General features: G+C 46.4%; 17 protein-coding genes. 8 read left to right on the top strand and 9 right to left on the bottom strand.

Features of this window, described 5'->3' with window-relative positions:
- Positions 1-6 precede the first annotated feature (6 nt).
- The 5 genes from SPL68_RS06820 to SPL68_RS06800 all read right to left on the bottom strand — a co-directional run bounded on the left by SPL68_RS06820 (position 7) and on the right by SPL68_RS06800 (position 5,207).
- Entirely contained in the window at positions 7-834 is an 828-nt protein-coding gene (locus tag SPL68_RS06820) for a DUF4198 domain-containing protein (protein ID WP_323814354.1), read from the bottom strand.
- 69 nt (positions 835-903) lie between these two features.
- Entirely contained in the window at positions 904-1,428 is a 525-nt protein-coding gene (locus SPL68_RS06815) for a DUF2271 domain-containing protein (protein WP_323814353.1), read from the bottom strand.
- Between the two features lie 24 nt (positions 1,429-1,452).
- Complete coding sequence (locus tag SPL68_RS06810; RefSeq protein ID WP_323814352.1) at positions 1,453-2,058, bottom strand: PepSY-associated TM helix domain-containing protein; 606 nt, start codon at positions 2,056-2,058, stop codon at positions 1,453-1,455.
- Between the two features lie 35 nt (positions 2,059-2,093).
- Complete coding sequence (locus SPL68_RS06805) at positions 2,094-2,774, bottom strand: Fe2+-dependent dioxygenase (RefSeq protein ID WP_323814351.1); 681 nt, start codon at positions 2,772-2,774, stop codon at positions 2,094-2,096.
- 93 nt (positions 2,775-2,867) lie between these two features.
- Positions 2,868-5,207, bottom strand: a complete 2,340-nt coding sequence (locus SPL68_RS06800) for a catecholate siderophore receptor Fiu (RefSeq protein ID WP_323814350.1) — start codon at positions 5,205-5,207, stop codon at positions 2,868-2,870.
- Positions 5,208-5,446: 239 nt separating this feature from the next.
- Here SPL68_RS06800 and SPL68_RS06795 point away from each other — a divergent pair, with 239 nt between their 5' ends.
- Positions 5,447-6,241, top strand: coding sequence for a substrate-binding periplasmic protein (locus SPL68_RS06795; protein WP_323814349.1), 795 nt, complete (start codon positions 5,447-5,449; stop codon positions 6,239-6,241).
- A 91-nt stretch (positions 6,242-6,332) separates the two neighbouring features.
- Here SPL68_RS06795 and nfuA read toward each other — a convergent pair whose 3' ends face one another.
- A complete protein-coding gene (gene nfuA, locus SPL68_RS06790; protein ID WP_323814948.1) occupies positions 6,333-6,920 on the bottom strand; it encodes a Fe-S biogenesis protein NfuA in 588 nt (195 codons plus the stop codon).
- A gap of 275 nt (positions 6,921-7,195) precedes the next feature.
- Here nfuA and SPL68_RS06785 point away from each other — a divergent pair, with 275 nt between their 5' ends.
- From SPL68_RS06785 to SPL68_RS06755, 7 genes are all read left to right on the top strand, one after another.
- Positions 7,196-7,414 (top strand): hypothetical protein, encoded by a 219-nt coding sequence (locus tag SPL68_RS06785; protein WP_323814348.1) that lies wholly within the window; start codon positions 7,196-7,198, stop codon positions 7,412-7,414.
- 210 nt (positions 7,415-7,624) lie between these two features.
- Entirely contained in the window at positions 7,625-11,347 is a 3,723-nt protein-coding gene (gene metH / locus SPL68_RS06780; RefSeq protein ID WP_323814347.1) for a methionine synthase, read from the top strand.
- Positions 11,348-11,514: 167 nt separating this feature from the next.
- Entirely contained in the window at positions 11,515-12,375 is an 861-nt protein-coding gene (locus SPL68_RS06775) for a phytanoyl-CoA dioxygenase family protein (protein ID WP_323814346.1), read from the top strand.
- 186 nt (positions 12,376-12,561) lie between these two features.
- A complete protein-coding gene (locus SPL68_RS06770) occupies positions 12,562-12,783 on the top strand; it encodes a penicillin-binding protein (protein ID WP_323814345.1) in 222 nt (73 codons plus the stop codon).
- A 56-nt stretch (positions 12,784-12,839) separates the two neighbouring features.
- Positions 12,840-13,346, top strand: coding sequence for a DUF6942 family protein (locus tag SPL68_RS06765; protein ID WP_323814344.1), 507 nt, complete (start codon positions 12,840-12,842; stop codon positions 13,344-13,346).
- A 19-nt stretch (positions 13,347-13,365) separates the two neighbouring features.
- Entirely contained in the window at positions 13,366-13,836 is a 471-nt protein-coding gene (ybaK, locus tag SPL68_RS06760) for a Cys-tRNA(Pro) deacylase (protein WP_323814343.1), read from the top strand.
- 289 nt (positions 13,837-14,125) lie between these two features.
- Positions 14,126-15,295 (top strand): CvpA family protein, encoded by a 1,170-nt coding sequence (locus SPL68_RS06755; protein ID WP_323814342.1) that lies wholly within the window; start codon positions 14,126-14,128, stop codon positions 15,293-15,295.
- A gap of 7 nt (positions 15,296-15,302) precedes the next feature.
- On the opposite strand, the gene lpxL is transcribed toward SPL68_RS06755, so the two are convergent.
- From lpxL to SPL68_RS06740, 3 genes are all read right to left on the bottom strand, one after another.
- Positions 15,303-16,229 carry an LpxL/LpxP family Kdo(2)-lipid IV(A) lauroyl/palmitoleoyl acyltransferase gene (lpxL, locus tag SPL68_RS06750; RefSeq protein ID WP_323814341.1) on the bottom strand — a complete coding sequence of 309 codons (927 nt, stop codon included), beginning with the start codon at positions 16,227-16,229 and terminating at the stop codon, positions 15,303-15,305.
- 164 nt (positions 16,230-16,393) lie between these two features.
- Positions 16,394-17,158 carry a DUF481 domain-containing protein gene (locus tag SPL68_RS06745; protein WP_323814340.1) on the bottom strand — a complete coding sequence of 255 codons (765 nt, stop codon included), beginning with the start codon at positions 17,156-17,158 and terminating at the stop codon, positions 16,394-16,396.
- Between the two features lie 111 nt (positions 17,159-17,269).
- Positions 17,270-17,494: a DUF2789 domain-containing protein gene (locus SPL68_RS06740; RefSeq protein WP_323814339.1), complete on the bottom strand. Its 225-nt coding sequence runs from the start codon at positions 17,492-17,494 to the stop codon at positions 17,270-17,272.
- Between the last annotated feature and the right edge of the window lie 47 nt (positions 17,495-17,541).

Here is a 17,541-nt window from a genome sequence, read left to right as displayed (position 1 = left end):
TACTGATTACTCAGGCAAAACTTCAAACGTTGCGGCGTAGCTACCTGAGCGAGAAGTCGCCGGTTTTTTGGCTTTATCATCGCGATAGTTCGCACTCAACCAATACATACCCGCTTGCGGCCAGGTCACCGAAATATTGCCTTTTTTATCGGTTTCCAATTCGATTGAAGCTTGATCATTACGGTAGCGCATACCACCGGGAATCACTGTCACTTTCACACCTGCAGCTGGTTTTCCATCAATTAAAAATTGGAATTGTGCAGCTTCGCCTGCAAATAAATCATTTGGGTGAGTTACTGGAACCAACTCCAAACCTTGTTTGCTTGGCTTCAATACTGAATCGGTTGGAGAACCAGAAGTAATAAAGGTTTCCATACGGCGTGAGGTTTGCGAGACTTTTAAATTCTTGGCGTTTTTCGGTACCATTTTGTCAAAATCTGCAGGGTTTGCACGCTCACCACGGCCCGGCCACATTTTGCGTTCGCCGTTTTCGGTCTCCCACATTGCCATTAATCCACTAGATGCAGTCCCGATTTTGTAAGTTCCTTTTTGTGCAAGCTGCACATCAAAAGTGCTGCGGAATTTACCAGTGTTGGCATTTTGTACTTCAACATTTTTGCCATCGGGGCCAACAACTGTCACACCTTCTGTGCGCATTGGTGCGTGGTCAGCATGGAAAATATCGTTTGATACAGCTGCATCGATACTTACCCAAGCATCATCGCTTGAGAGTACAGTTGCACTTGGCAACAACCATGCACGGTGAGCTTGAGCGCTCAATGGAAGACACAAAACCAATGCACTGCAGAGTGTTGCTTTAAAAAATTGATTCATCACTTTTTCCTTTTGTTACATGAAAATTACATGTGATTTAGATGGAAACGACATGAGTTATAAATAGCTTTATGGTTTTACCGAGACTTTAATTTCACCCAGTTCTTTACTGCCTTTAGCGCTTTGTTCAGAAGCCGCTGGCCAAGTAAATGGCACTTTTACCAATTCACGCCCACCCACTTCGCGGGCCGCTTCAACCATTAAGGTGTAATTGCTATTTTGCAATTTACCCAATGGCGCCTTGCCACTGGTGAACACTAACTCGTGCTTGCCCGGCTTGCGAGTTGCACCGCTCACTCCGTCTACCGGCATATCGGTTTCGCGGCCGATACGACGCCACCATTGGCGCATATCTTTCAACCATTCTTCGCCTTTTTCACTTTTTTGACCGCGCTCTTCCAATTGATACCAAACGGAGAGATTTGTACTTTCGCCCTTTTCATTTTCCAACCACACAGCAACATAGGGAGCGTGATACTCAGCCACATCCAACGTTGGCACTTCAACCGATACGGTTAAATCAGCCGCTTGTGCAAATGCAGCACTACCCAGCGCTAAAGCAAACATAGATGATGCAAAAAAACGCAAACGCATAACAACCTCGTCATTTATTTTTCGTTAATGAATAAATAGCAAAATCAAAACCCAGGGCAACACCAACCCCAATCCAACCATTGGCCAGGTCATAGGGCGACCGCTGGCATAGCGTTTTAACAACAGCAAACCCGTTGCACAAAAAATGATGCAGGCGACCGCGAAAAAATCGATAAACCAACTCCAGGCAACACCGGTATTACGACCTTTATGCAAGTCGTTAAAATAAGAAATCCAACCGCGATCAGTCACTTCATAAACTAATTCACCGGTTTCCAGATCAAGGCTCAGCCAAGCATCACCGCCGGGGCGCGGTAGCGACAAATAAATTTCACTATCACTCCACTCAGCTAATTGATGTGAAACCACGATATTTTGGTTATCTGCCAACCAATCAGACAGCACCTCTGGCAACGGGCTTCTTTCTTCCTCGGGAACCACTAATTGTGAAAGTATTAATTCAGGAACTTCGGCTTCAATAGTGACGATTTCAGGTTTGGATTTAATTTGCGCAGCGTGATTGAGCGTTATCCCGGTAATGGCAAATAGCAACATGCCAATCAAGCATATCGCCGAGCTAACCCAGTGCCATTCGCGTACACTGCCCAGCCAACCGGATTGAAATTTCACTCGCTTAAGCACTCGCCACCCTCATTTAATAAAAACTACACATCCGCCCACTGCCGCAACAAGTTGTGGTAGTGACCAGTCAAGCTGACAATTTCCTCTGAGTCGCCCACTTTTTGGCGTAGCGATTGAATATTGCAATCCAACTCGTGCAACAAGTTGCGCTGCCAATCGTCGCGCACCATGCTTTGCGTCCAGAAAAAACTACAAACGCGCTCACCAGCTGTAACAGGCGCGACCTGATGCAAACTGGTAGAGGGATACAAAATCAGATCGCCAGCGGGCAGCTTTACTTCGTGACTGCCATAGGTGTCCTGCACGATTAACTCACCACCCTCGTACTCTTCTGGCTCAGATAAAAACAAAGTCGAAGATACATCAGTGCGCAGACTCAAATTACTGCCGTGCACTAAACGGATGGCGCCATCGACATGAAACCCATAATGCTCACCGCCGGAATAGGCATTAAATAAAGGAGGGACAATACGCAGCGGCAAGGCTGCTGACATAAACATAGGGTTGCTATACAAGCGCTGCAGAATGATCTCACCCAAATTTCGCGCAAGCGCACCATCTACTGGTAGCTGGCGATTGTGTTTTACTTGAGCGCCCTGATGACCAACGGTTGCCCGTCCATCAACCCAATCTGCGCTGGCCAAGTGCGAGCGAAATTCAGCCACTTCCGCTTTCGTCAATATTTCAGGGATATGTATCAACATAAACAGCACCAAAAAAAATGCGCCCGCACTAGTTGTGCAGGCGCCGGTTAACTATTGGGATGAGTTTACATTCTCTCATCCCCTAGTTGATGCTTAGAAGCGAACGTCCGCGCTAAGCATGAAGGTACGTGGAGTACCTGGAGTGTAGCGGTAACCACTTTTGTTGATAGACGCAACATAGTCTTCATCAAAGAGGTTGTAAGCATTCAAGCGCACACTCAGATTTGCCGAGAAGTCGTAAGACACCACCGCATCTACCACAGTGTAGGAATCGGTGTACGCAGGTGTACCAACTGCACCATCAGTACCTCTGTGCATACCAGCGGTGTAGCGCACGCCACCACCAATCATTAAACCGACCGGGAAGCGATAAGTTGTCCAGCTGGTGAATGCTTCTTCTGGCGAGTAAGTAAGATTGGACGTGCCATCAGCAGTGATTACCGGGCCATTATCAACTTCGGTGCTCATGTCGGTATAACCTGCAGTGACCGACCAGTTATCGGTGATGCTACCTACAATCGACAACTCGATACCTTCAACACTCTTTTCGCCTGATTGAGTTGGATTGTTTTGATCGTCCAGATCCTGAGTGTTGATCTCATTGGTTACATCGGTTTGGAATACAGCAGCATTAACAGACAGCTTTTCTGCCAACACATCCCACTTGAGGCCCAGCTCAGAAGTCTCTGCTTTTTGTGGATCCATATTAGGGTTGCTTGCACTGTTAGCTGCAGTGCTGAGCTGGAAGTTTGAACCACCGGGTGGTTGTTGCGAGATCGCATAGTTAGCGTAAATGCTGGCAGCTTCTACCGGCTTATACACAGCACCCAACTTCCAGTTAGACAGAGTATCTTTTGCTTTCGCATCAACCGTCGTTACGATTGTGCCTGGCACTGCACCATTACAAGGAACTGCACCACGGCCAGTAAGGTTATTACACACTGAATTACTGGTGTATTCAGTTTCGTAGCGATCTGCACGTACACCACCCGTCACCAAAAATTGCTCACTGAATTTCAGGGTATCAAACGCGTAGAAAGAAACAGTATCTGTCTGACCGTAGCTATTAGCGCCGCTGCGCTCCCAAGACAAATCGTCTGCATCGTTCCAATCCGGGTTATACAGATTAGCGGCTGCCCGGCTACCACTACTGGCGATACCGTAGTTAGTAAACTCTTCACGTGCAAATTCAACACCGGTACTCAGATTGTGCTCAATTCCACCGGTAACAAAATCAATACGCAGATTGACTTGGTCAGTCAGAATTTCGTTTTCAACGTCTTTGAAAGTATTGGTGCCACGCGCCAGAGTGTAAGTAGACAGATCATCAGCATCAGTCCATCTGATATTACCGGTAGGATTACCGTTAGCATCCACAGCACCGGTACTCATAAATGCGCTGAGCAGATAATCTTGTTCGGTCACCCCCCAACGCAAACTGTTAGTCAGGGTCATGTTGTCAGCAAAGTCATGCTCAATGCGGAAGGTCGCCATTTGAGCAGTTACTTTGTCGTGGTCGCCGCGCAAACCATAGAAGTTTTCAGAATCGACCGGATTGCCGATTAAATGCTCCAAGCCGGGTTGAGGTTCCCAGTGAGCAATACCAACGGTAGGGACAAAACCGTCAGGCATGTTGTCCTGCTCAACGTAATACAGGTTCAGGTAAGAGCGAGTATCGGTACCCAAGCCAAAACCAAATGAAGGTGCAATACCAAAACGTTTGTTGTTAACGTGATCGCGGCCAGCAACATCAGCATCCTGCCACATCAAATTAACGCGCACGGCGCTGGACTCGCCCAATGTTTGATTGACGTCCGCAGTGACGCGATTTTGGCTGTCGGTACCCGTGGTTGCTGTACCTGAAATCGCATCCTCCAGATAAGCCTGCTTGCTCGACAAGTTAATAGCACCCGTTGGCGCACTACGGCCGTTATCCGTACCGGCTGGGCCTTTTACTACTTCCACTTGCTCGATGTTAAACAGATCGCGAGAGATAGAACCCAGGTCGCGAATACCATCAACAAACAAACTGCTCGAAGTATCAAAACCACGCATATAGATAGCATCACCAGTCGCAGTATTACCATTTTCACCTGCGTAGAAGGTGCCAACACCGGCGCTGTTACGCAGCGCTTCAGTCAAAGTAGTTGCGCCCTGCTGGGTGAAAACCTGACTGGTAATTACCTGAATGGTTTGAGGGGTATCGCGCAGTGGCTGAGTAAATTTGGGGGACTCAACTGCTTCGGCTTTGTATGACTCGATAGCCGCAGCTTCCACTTTTACAGTATTCAGTTTTTTAGTGTCTTGTGCCTCTTCTGCGGCTACAGCACCAGCAGATGCCAACAACATGGCAGACGACAAAGCGGTCGCGGTAAATTGCAGTGAATTCACACGCTTCTTGGATACGATATGGGTAGATTTGGATATGGTCATAACAAGCCCTGTAATAATGGTAATTAAACGCAAAGATTATTAAGGCGCGCATATTATTGATAACCATTATCATTGGCAACAATAATTAATGTCATTTGCAAAAATAATTGTTAATTTTTTGTTTTTCTCTTAGGTCTGACCGTCATTTGACTTATTGAAGATATAACTAAAAGCGATTAGTCTTTAGTAGCGATATTACCGATCACACATTCATATTTCCTGAAAGGATTGAAAACCCCATGAACAGCCCCCTGGCATATGTATGGCTATTGCTATACGTGCTGGCGACGCCGATTTACGCCGAGTCGCCAGCAACAGGGTCAACGGATGACTCCATTCGTATTCATCTAGGCGCGGAAGATTCCTGGCCGCCCTATTCCGATGAACAAGGTCAAGGCATTTCGACCAATCTCATCAAAGCGGCATTCGCCAAGTCCGGCCTAAGCCCAAGCTTTCAAGTCCTGCCCTACGCGCGGGTATTGCATGATTTGGAGTCCGGCAAAATCGATGGCGGCTACAACGTCACTCGTCAGGCCAGCACAGAAGATAAGTATCTTTTTGGAGAAGAGCCGCTATTAACCGTAGAGGCTTATTGGTTTTTCAGGCCCGATACCTTTACCGGTATCAAACGTATTGAGGACATTCCCCCAACTTTTCGCGTAGGTGTGATTCGCGACTACGAATACGGCGATATTTACGAACATCACCGCCATCGTTTTACCGAAGTGCGCGTAACCCAGCAGTCGCAAATTATTCGCATGCTCAAACAAGGGCGAATTGATGCTGCAGTCATGTACGATCAAGAGGCGAAGCACGCCATCAAGCGTATGCAGTGGAAAGAAGATGTATTTGATAAGCGATTTTTGAATCACCGCGGCGATGTATACCTCGCCTTCTCGCACAAAAGCCCGCGCGCGCGATGGCTAGCGCAGCAGTTAGATAAAGGGCTACAAGAATTAAAAGCGACAGGGGAATATGATCAGCTAGTAGGGGAAACTGATAAGCAACCAACCCCGCCCCCAAACCAGCTTTAAATGAACAAACAAGATTTAAATGAAAAGACCAGCTTTAAACGAAAAAACCGGCAAAAGCCGGTTTTTTTACATCTAAAACAAAGGTTACGAATTACATATACGCGTTAGAACGATCCGTATGGTCAGTCACATCGCGGATGCCTTTTAGTTCAGGCAACTTATCCAACAACTGCACTTCAATACCTTGCTTCAGGGTAATCGCCACTGAGCCGCAACCTTGGCAACCGCCGCCAAATTTCAAAATGGCGATCATGTCGTCAGTCACTTCAACCAAACTCACGTTGCCGCCGTGTGAGGCAAGGCTTGGGTTTACGTCGTTATAGAGCACATAGTTGATGCGATCTTCGAGTGGGCTGTCATCGGTCACGCGCGGCATTTTGGAGTTGGGAGCGCGAATAGTCAGCTGGCCGCCCATGCGGTCGGGCGAATAATCGACCTTTGCATCTTCCAAAAACGGCAGGCTGCGCTCTTCAAAATAGGCTTTAAAACCATTCAGAGGGACAATCACATCACCCTCTTTTTCTTCACCCGGGCGGCAGTAGGCAATACAGGTTTCCGCATTGGCGGTACCCGGATTGGCCACAAACATGCGAATGCCTATGCCATCGTTGTCTTTTTGCTTGTCCAACAGCCCTTTCAAATATTCCTGGGCAGATTCGGTGATATCGACGTTGACCATAATGACCTTTAATACCTGATTAAAACACTCGGGTATTCTACTGCAAAGCCGATCATCAGGCACTAGCGAAGCCTTAAAAGAGATGAGTAATTTACAATTGTCACCATAGTGATAAACGATATAAGCATTACCAATAAATGAAGAATCCCACCAGATTTAACACTTTTTTAACAAAATAATCGGCTTTCGCTAACTTCTGTCCTATAAAATCGCCTGTACCGACTATGCTTAAAATACTGACTGCTGGATCAGAAAAACTTCCGGAATCTATTCACATGAACCAATCGCAGGAATTTTTAATCAATACCAAGACACTCAGGATCAGCGTTTACCTGAGCTTAGCTATTGCAAACCTCCTATTCGGTATATTCCACCCTGAGCACATCATCATTGCGGGCTGCGGATTGGTATTTTTTAGTGCGCTGACCCTATTTCAATTGCGCCCCAATACCGCCGAGAAGCAAGCATCCACCAAGGATGTTCCTTTCCGTTAATGTCCTTTTAGGTTAATGCCCCTCGCTCCACCCACTCCGCAAATCACAGCTAGACTCTCCTTCAGCACCCAAGCTTCGTAACGACTAATGTCCAGAAACGCCGCCCTACAACAGGCTTTTCTGCTAGAATTCGCGCCAAATTTCTATATCAAACTTTTTTGATATTGCCCTTACTCAATCTGGGCAATTGCTTATTAACAAAGGTTTCCCATGACTATTCCAGCTGCACTTAAAGCCCGTATCGACTCCCTGCACAACGCCATTAAAGAGCGCATCCTGATTCTGGATGGCGGCATGGGCACCATGATCCAGAGCTACAAGCTGCAAGAGGCCGATTATCGCGGCGCGCGCTTTGCCGATTACCACATGGATATCGCGGGCAATAACGACCTGCTCAGCATCACCAAACCGGATGTGATCCGCGAGATTCAGCGCGCTTACTTGGAAGCCGGTGCGGACATTCTGGAAACTAACACCTTTAACTCCACGCGCATCTCCATGGCCGATTACGAGATGGAAGATCTGGCGCATGAGTTGAACTTTGCCTCTGCGCGTTTGGCGAGAGAATTGTGCGATGAACTCACCGCAAAAAATCCCGCCAAGCCGCGCTTTGTGGCCGGGGTGCTTGGTCCAACCAGCCGCACCTGTTCTATTTCGCCGGACGTAAATGATCCAGGCGCGCGCAATGTAACTTTTGATCAGTTGGTTGAGAACTATGTGGAAGCGACCGACGGTTTGGTAAAAGGCGGCGCCGATATTATTTTGATCGAAACTATTTTCGATACACTCAACGCCAAGGCCGCGGTTTTTGCGGTGCAAAAATATTTTGATGAAGCCGGTTTTGAATTGCCGATTATGATTTCCGGCACCATTACCGATGCCTCTGGCCGTACTCTTTCCGGCCAAACTACCGAAGCCTTTTACAACTCGCTCGCGCACGCTCGCCCGCTCAGCATGGGTTTGAACTGCGCACTGGGCGCGAAAGAATTGCGCCAGTACGTGCAAGAAATGTCGCGCGTGGCGAATTGTTTTGTGAGCGCACACCCCAACGCCGGTCTGCCCAACGAATTTGGTGAGTACGATCAAACCGCGCAAGAAATGGTGGCGATTGTTGAAGAATTCGCTGCAAGTGGCTTCTTAAATATTATCGGCGGCTGCTGCGGTACTACACCCGCGCACATCAAAGCCATCGCCGATGCAATGGCGAAATACGCTCCGCGCCAAATTCCCGATATCGAACCCGCTTGTCGTTTATCTGGCCTTGAGCCATTTAACATCACTAAAGATTCGCTGTTTGTAAACGTGGGCGAGCGCTGTAACGTAACCGGTTCTGCGCGCTTTAAACGTTTGATCGTAGAAGAAGATTATTCCACCGCATTGGAAGTTGCACTTGAGCAAGTTGAAAACGGTGCGCAGGTTATCGACATCAACATGGACGAAGGCATGCTCGATGCCGAAAAAGCCATGGTGCGTTTTTTAAATTTAATCGCGGGCGAACCCGACATCGCACGCGTGCCCATTATGGTGGACTCCTCCAAATGGGAAGTGATCGAAGCCGGTTTGAAATGTATTCAAGGCAAACCGATTGTTAACTCGATTTCGCTTAAAGAAGGCGAAGAAGAATTTTTGCACAAAGCCAAACTCTGTATGCGTTACGGCGCTGCAGTGGTCATCATGGCGTTTGATGAAACCGGTCAAGCCGATACCATGGCGCGCAAAAAAGAAATTTGCGAACGCTCTTATCGCACACTGGTGGATAAATTAAATTTCCCGCCGGAAGATATTATTTTCGACCCGAATATTTTTGCGGTCGCCACCGGCATTGAAGAGCACAACAATTACGCGGTGGATTTTATTGAAGCCACCCGCTGGATTCGCCAAAACCTGCCACACGCTGGCGTAAGCGGCGGCGTGTCCAACGTATCTTTCTCCTTCCGCGGCAACAACCCGGTGCGTGAAGCAATTCACTCAGTATTTTTGTATCACGCCATTAAAGCCGGCATGAACATGGGCATTGTTAACGCCAGCCAGTTGGCGGTGTACGACGATCTGCCGCAAGAATTAAAAGATAAAGTTGAAGATGTAATCCTCAACCGTCACGCGGGCGGCACCGAAGCGCTGCTTGATATCGCCGAAAAATATCGCGGCGATGGTGCGACCGGCGAAACCAAAGAAGACGCCGAATGGCGCTCGCTGCCGATTGCCAAACGTATCGAACACGCCCTGGTTAAAGGTATTTCCACGCACATTGAAGCCGATACCGAAGAAGCGCGTCAGCACTACCCTCGCCCGCTCGATGTGATTGAAGGCCCACTGATGGACGGCATGAACGTGGTGGGTGATTTGTTCGGCGCCGGTAAAATGTTTTTGCCGCAAGTGGTTAAATCGGCGCGCGTAATGAAACAATCCGTAGCTTACTTACAACCGTTTATTGAAGCCGAAAAAACTGAAGCCTCAAAACCTAACGGCAAAATTTTGATGGCCACAGTAAAAGGCGATGTGCACGACATCGGCAAAAATATTGTCGGCGTGGTATTGCAGTGCAACAACTTTGAAGTGGTTGATCTGGGCGTAATGGTGCCCTGCGATAAAATTCTGGACACCGCTATCGAACAAAACTGCGACATTATCGGCCTCTCGGGTTTGATTACCCCATCGCTGGATGAAATGGTATTTGTCGCGCGCGAAATGGAACGCAAAGGCATTAACAAACCACTGATGATCGGCGGCGCTACTACCTCTAAAGCGCACACGGCGGTAAAAATTGATCCGGTGTTTAAACTCAACCAAGTGGTTTACGTAGCCGACGCCTCGCGCGCTGTAGGTGTTGCAAGCACACTGCTTTCTGACGAACTGCGCCCGAAATTTGTTGAAGACATCAAACAAGAATACGTCGAAGTGCGCGAGCGCAATGCCAACCGCAAACCGCGCGGCACAGTGCGCACTTACCCTGAAGCTATAGCTAAAGGTTTGAAGTTGGATTGGGAGAATTACACTCCACCAGCACCTGCATTTACCGGCGTAAAAGTGTTTGAAGATTACGATTTAAATACGCTGGTCGATTTTATCGACTGGACACCTTTCTTTATCAGCTGGGATCTCGCCGGAAAATTCCCGCGCATTCTCGATGATGAAATCGTCGGTGAAGCCGCGCGCAGTTTGTTTGCCGACGCACAACAAATGCTGCGCAAATTGATCGATGAAAAACTGATTAAAGCCAACGGCGTGATCGGCTTCTGGCCAGCAAATTCGGTCAATACCGATGATATTGCGGTGTTTGATTCGACTGGAAAACAAATAAACACTCTGCACCATATTCGCCAACAACATTTAAAACAGGGTATGGAAAGCAAACCGCACATGTCACTCGCGGATTTTGTTGCACCCAAAGAAACGGGCAAGCAGGATTACATCGGCGGCTTTGCGGTCACCACTGGTATAGGCGCAGAAGAATTAGCGAAGGAATATCAAAACAACGGCGACGACTACAACAGCATTATGGTCAAAGCCCTCGCCGACCGTTTGGCCGAAGCCTTTGCCGAGCACATGCACTTACGCGTGCGCAAAGAATTCTGGGGCTACGACCGAGATGAAAATCTCAGCAATGAAGACCTCATCAAAGAACAATACAAAGGCATCCGCCCCGCACCCGGCTACCCCGCGTGCCCGGATCACACCGAAAAAGCCACGCTCTTTAAATTGCTCGATGCGGAAAACAAAACTGGCATTACATTAACTGAGCACTTTGCAATGCTGCCCACCGCCGCCGTATCCGGCTGGTACTTCGCGCACCCTGAAGCGAAATATTTCAATACCGACAAGATCGAAAAAGATCAGGTAGAAAGTTTGGCGCAGCGTAAGGGAGTGAGCGTGCAGGAAATTGAAAGATGGTTGAGTCCGGTATTGGCGTATGAGCCGGGGGCTGGGGAGTAGTTCATTGCCTTGAGGAGTGAAACCGATTGCGATATTTATATATTAGCCATTTCACGTATTAAGTTTCACTCCATACGGGCTACTTGCTACAACAACCTTTACTGAACAATAAATAGCATTAACACAAAATGGTTGTACAAAGAAAATCATACAACGGAAGGAAACATATGTTTAATTTTAAAAATATTTTTAAAAAGAAAAAAACTGCTCTGGAGCCGCCCCTAACAACAGAAGAGTTACTATTTTGGAAAAAAAATGGGTACCTTATACTAAAAAAATTTTTCCCTCATGAAGCATTAAAAAATTACAGTGATGATCTAGACGAAATTATTCGCAATCGCGGAGAAAAAGCCAGGAATATTACAATTGATGTATTAGAAGGATCGCTAGCGGGAAAAAGAATGTCACTTCGCGACGCACCAGACGAAGCTATAACATCAGCACATAAGATAAATGATCTTTTTCTTGAGTCAGAACATTGCCGAAATCTCAATTTAAATAAAAGATTAAGCTTAATTCTCAGCACACTCCTTAAGAGTGATCCTCTTGTAATAAACTCATTATCTTTCAGAAAAGGAAGCCAACAACCTTATCACTTCGACACTTACTATATGCCGCCGCCCGTTGACAACATGATGGTTGTATCTAGTATTTGTCTTGAAAACCAGAGCCTAGATACAGGTCCGATAAGCTACTACCCAGGCAGCCATTTAATTCCCCCATATAAATTTTCTCACGGAGGAATTCATGCAACAAATGAAGAAATGCCACAAGCAACCGCATATATTCAAGAAAAAATTGCAGCATACAATCTCCAACCTGAAACATTTCTTGGGGAAGCTGGGGATGTTTTCATCTGGCATGCTCAGCTATATCACGGGGGCACCCCAATCAAAAATCATATTAAGACAAGAAAAACACTAGTAACTCACTATTGGCGAACATCTGATGTAGACAAACATAGAGTTGCAACAACCAATGATGGATCTGGAAGCTATCTTCTCAGACAACATCAGAAGGTTACCTAACTCCAAATGATGGACTTCAGATTGGACATCAGTTCCAACACAGTGCATTCAAACAGCCACTCTGTTGGGCATAACTGCCCAACCTACCAAACAATATACAATTTATTATTTCGCCACCCTAACAAACCGCTGTTGGGGTTCGCTCCTCAGCCTACGCGGCCCGCCGCAACCCACATGGAGAACGCTATGAGTGAAGCAACACATGACGAGTTGATTGAAGCCTTGAAGATTGCCTTTTGTTATATGCCAAAAGCCATTGAGGTGAACAAATACGAATACGGTGATAGATACCAAACGGTACTCGACCATATTCAAACAGTGCGCGAAACGTTGTTGATGGAGGGTATAGACCCAGAGGAAGTTTATGGTGAGGTTAATCCCGACATTACTCCAAATTCTTCTTATTAATCGCCACATAAAAAATAGAATTACGCAGTAAAATTTGGATTTATTGAACACCAAATATGAAACCAATCGGATTCGGTTCAACCAATAGCAGTATCAACTTTTATATCGCCAATCGCCCACCGATTGATGATTACCCTGCTATGAATGAATTGCGCGGCTTAGCCGCAGGTGAACTTGCGCATATCGTAAAGCACACCAGCAACCATTGGCGCAAAGTGTTTAATGTGTATGCAAAGCTGCTGTTTGATTGGCATTCGCTAAAGCAGCGAAAAGATATTCCAGCGAGCTGGCAGGAATATCGTGATAGAGAATTGTTTCAAGCTCGTTCGCAAGAAGTGCTGTTATTTAACGCCCCACAATTTGAAAATACAGATTTTACGATTCATGTTATCGCCGGCAAAACCTATGCAGCCAACTTGAACCTTCCTCCACTAATTTGGCTAGATACTTATTTTGCGATCAACAAAGAGCAGCGCTTAATTGTCGCGCCCTACCCTGATTATCGTCAGCTCTCCAATGAGCGCATCGCTCGCCTGATAGAAATCATGAACACTTTTTTGTAATCAATAACAGATTCAACTTATGACACCTGCCATCAAAGCGCTTGAAAAAGCCAAAACTAAATTCCAGATCCACGAATATCAACACGATGCCAATGCTGAATCTTACGGACTGGAAGCTGCTGAAAAATTAGGTATCGATCCGAGCCGTGTTTTTAAAACACTGGTCGTTATGCTGGATGCAAAAGATTACGTCGTTGGGATTATTCCCGTCTCGGCTATGCTCAGCATGAAACAGATCGCCAAGGCGGCGGGAGCCAAAAAAGCCGTTATGGCAGATAAACAGCAAGTTGAGAGGATGAGCGGTTATGTACTCGGTGGCGTTAGCCCTTTCGGGCAAAAGAAATTATTAAAGACCTTTGTCGATACATCAGCCCAAAACCATACCAGCATTTTTGTTAGCGCAGGCCGTCGTGGATTGGAGGTTGAAGTCGCGCCAGATATATTCACTCAGGTTTTACGCAGTCAATTTTTTGAGTTAACTCAGGAATAGTTTGCCTAGTCTGAATTCAGCACCCCAGCAAAAGCTAGCCTACGAACCCGCACCCAATAATAAAAGATACTTTTCTACCCCATAAATACAAATAAAGCACATAAAAGGTGTTTTTTTACCCAAGTTTGATTAATAAGTATTTTGCCGATACCCTCCCGGATGGCTTTGGCAATGCCGTAATCAACGCATGGCTTGCGCCAGCATTTGATGTGGCCTATAGCTACAAACTGGGAACACCTTGGATTAATTCACATTAATACAGAAGCAATCGCCACAAGGAATAATAAATATGCATATCTCCACCATTGTCTTTTTTGCGCTGCTCGCCTTTTTTACTTGGCGCGGATACCAAAAAGGTTTTATAGGGTCTATTACCCGCATTCTCGGCTGGATTGTGGCTTACCCTGCCGCAATTATATTTACCAAGCCTTTTGCAAAATGGTTAATGGAACACACTGCGCTAGATGGTTTGATTGTGTATTTTATTGCGGGCAGTGCCATTTTTTTACTCACCAGTTTTTTAGTCAGCCTTTTGCTTAACCTGCTTGCAAAAGCCATCCCGGAAAACAGAGTTACGCAAACCGGTTCCAAAATTGGTGGGGCAAGTGTTGGTGTATTAATGGGCGCATTGGTGGGACTTGTGGTTGTCTATGCCATGAGCTTAGTGCTAACACCAAAAACCAAGCCACAACCACAAGTGCTAACTGAAAATAGTGCTGCTCCCGCCCCAACTAATGAAAGTAGCTCAACCCAGCAAACAAAAGCCCCACAGATACGCGACCTTGAAAAAGCCAATGATTCATTTATTGAAGCCAGTGCAAAAAAACTGATCGGCAATGCTGCGGCTACTGCGGTGGATTTAACACTGCATGACAAAGCAGCAACTCAAATCACCAAAGCCTTTGTCGAAAATCCACAAACCATGCTCACTCATGTGCAGCAGGTAGCGAATAACGACCAGATGAAAAACCTGATGGCCGACGAAAAAATTCAATCGCTGCTCACCACAGGAGATACGCACGCATTGATGCGTACACCAGAGTTTCAGGAGCTTATGGATAACCCAAGCATACAAGCATTGCTCTCACAATCTGATGTTAGCAATGAAGAAGGCTCACAAGCTGCTGCGGAAAAAATGGTGCAAGCGTGGAACCGTGTGCAAATTGTTAAACACGATCCGCGTGTAATTGCCATCATCAACGACCCTGAATTTCAGCAGCAGTTAAACTCAGCAAATAAATTACCGCTGATGATGAACCCTAAATTAAATCAGCTGACTGAGATCATCTTTAGTAGCGAGACAACACCCGCTAACGGAATGGAAAACTACCAGATTAAAAATGGGATGGGTGAAAACACTAGCGAGGATGACTCAAAACCGGCAACGACAATTTATCGCTGGACCGATGAAAATGGGCAAGTTCATTATTCCGACAAGCCCACACAAGAAAAGCGATAAAAATAAATCACTTATAAACTTTAGGCATTCCTTCTGGCCGTGTTTTAAAGCGCGGCTGTGCCCAAAGGTATTGCTCAGGTACTTTTAAAATCTCTTGCTCGAAATATTCATTAATCCGGCGGGTGTCTGCTATCTCATCACCCGTAGGATAATTTTCAAATGGTGGATGAATCACCACTTGATAGCCTTTGTTGTTATCAAGACGATATTGCGAGAATGGAATAATTTTGGCGCGCCCCATGCGGGCAAATTGCGCAGTCGCCGTTACTGTAGCTGCAGGCACACCGAAAAACGGAACAAACACCGATACCTTTGCGCCCAAATCGCGATCAGGCGCATACCAAATCATACGGCCTTTACGCAATTGCGAGATCATCGCGCGAACATTGTCGCGCGCAAATGCAATTCCACCGGGCGCATAGGCTTCACGACGCACCTTTTGTACATAATCAAAAACCGGATTTTTGTGTGGTGTGTACATACCATCGTAATTGACATAAATCCCCAGCATCGCACTGCCAATATCCAAGGTGGTGAAATGCAAGCTCAGTAACATAGCACCCTGCCCGTCTGCTTTCGCTTGCTCTACGTGCTCAACACCGGTGATAGTAAACAATTTGCGCAGCCGCGATTTTGCCCAAAAAAAACCAATGCCTGTCTCAAGCGCTGCCATCGCAGTTGATTCCAGATTTTTTTTCAACAACAGCTCAAGCTCTTCAGCTGACTTTTCAGGGAAACACAGTTGCAAATTCGTACGCGCCATTTTTACGCGTTTTTTATTCAAATTAAGCAATGGGGTCAGCACACGTGCGCTATTCATCTGCCATGAATAAGGTAATTGCGCAATTAAAAACCACAAACCAAAACCTATCCAGGTCAGCCAGTAACGAGGAGCTAATAATTCACGCGGAAGAGGATTTGAACTCGTAGACATTTAACAATCCCTGAGGATTAAAGATGGTGAATAATGCAGGAAAACCTGCGTAGGAAAAAATCTGACGGGAATTATAACGCTTGGCTCGCAAAGCGCCTAACAGGAAACACATCAGGCACTTTGCGGCACAAAACACTTACTGAATATCAGTAAAGATACGTTCGTTAAAAGCTATAAACCAAATTGACGAAGGTGGTGGTATCGGTTTTTTCTTTACCCGGTGCAACATCAGTATCGTTGGCCAATGAAAAGCCCACTTTCATTTTCATGCGATCACTAATTGAAGTCGCCAGTGAGGTTTCACTTTGAGTACGGGTATTGTCTGCACCTGCTTCCACACTGATCATTTGCTTAAATTCAGCAGTGCTGGTGATCTGCCATTGAACCGCAGTTGCTACACGCAAAATCGCGCCTTCTTCATCACTAATGGTATCGGGAATGGTATCGCCATCACCCTCAATCACTTTCTCACCCATAAAATAACCCGGACCGGCTTCCACGAACCAGTTGAGCGTGGGACTGAAATACAGCCAATTACCATAACCGAATGACACAGTGGTATAGGTGCGATAGGCGCCAAACTGGTCATCGGTGTAGGAGCCAAAACCATAGAGATAGGCCTCTTCTACGCCTAACAAATAAGCAAATTTTGCTGAGCCAAAATATTTCTCTGCAGTTTTTTCTTTGCTGCTAGTTCCATCATCTTGGGTTACCTCATCTTCTTTGAACAGCGAATTGAAGATGTATTGGTTTTCCCATTTTTCCAGATTTTGTTTGGCGTCAACCTTGAATTGCAGACTGGTGGTTTCAGTATTACCAGATGTTGCGATTGCACCTATATCGACTTCTACATCCCAAGGCTTTTTTTCGTCAGCAAAAGCAGCAGTAGTGAGCGCAGAAAGAGCAAGTGCGAGGGTCAATTTATGCATTGTAGGGTCCTGTTACCTCTAAATTGGGAGACTGAACCATACCATAGAAATGCTGATGGCCAAATGAAACGACCGGCAACTTGGCCGGTCGTTGGTGAGAGGAAAGTAATATTAGTCACGTAACAAGCAGTTCAACTCATCCACAACTTCAGCCCAGTCAGAATACTCTTGCCGGGCCTCGCGCAGAAATGCAGCCTGCTCAGCAGTCCAGAAAGGTGCCGCTGCAAGCGGCTCAGCTTGCGGTAAAGGGTTATGCTTGGCGATAAATGCATCTATCGCAGTAGGGGAATTAGGCAGGCCTAGCTTGGCAAAGAGATCACTCAATGTGTAAAACATGCAGCCCTCCTATTTTGTGATGACCCAAATGCAATCTACACAGGCTT

The sequence above is a fragment of the Cellvibrio chitinivorans genome, assembly GCF_035117775.1.
GTDB classification, from domain to species: Bacteria; Pseudomonadota; Gammaproteobacteria; order Pseudomonadales; family Cellvibrionaceae; genus Cellvibrio; species Cellvibrio chitinivorans.
This window is presented reverse-complemented; position numbering and strand designations above follow the sequence as displayed.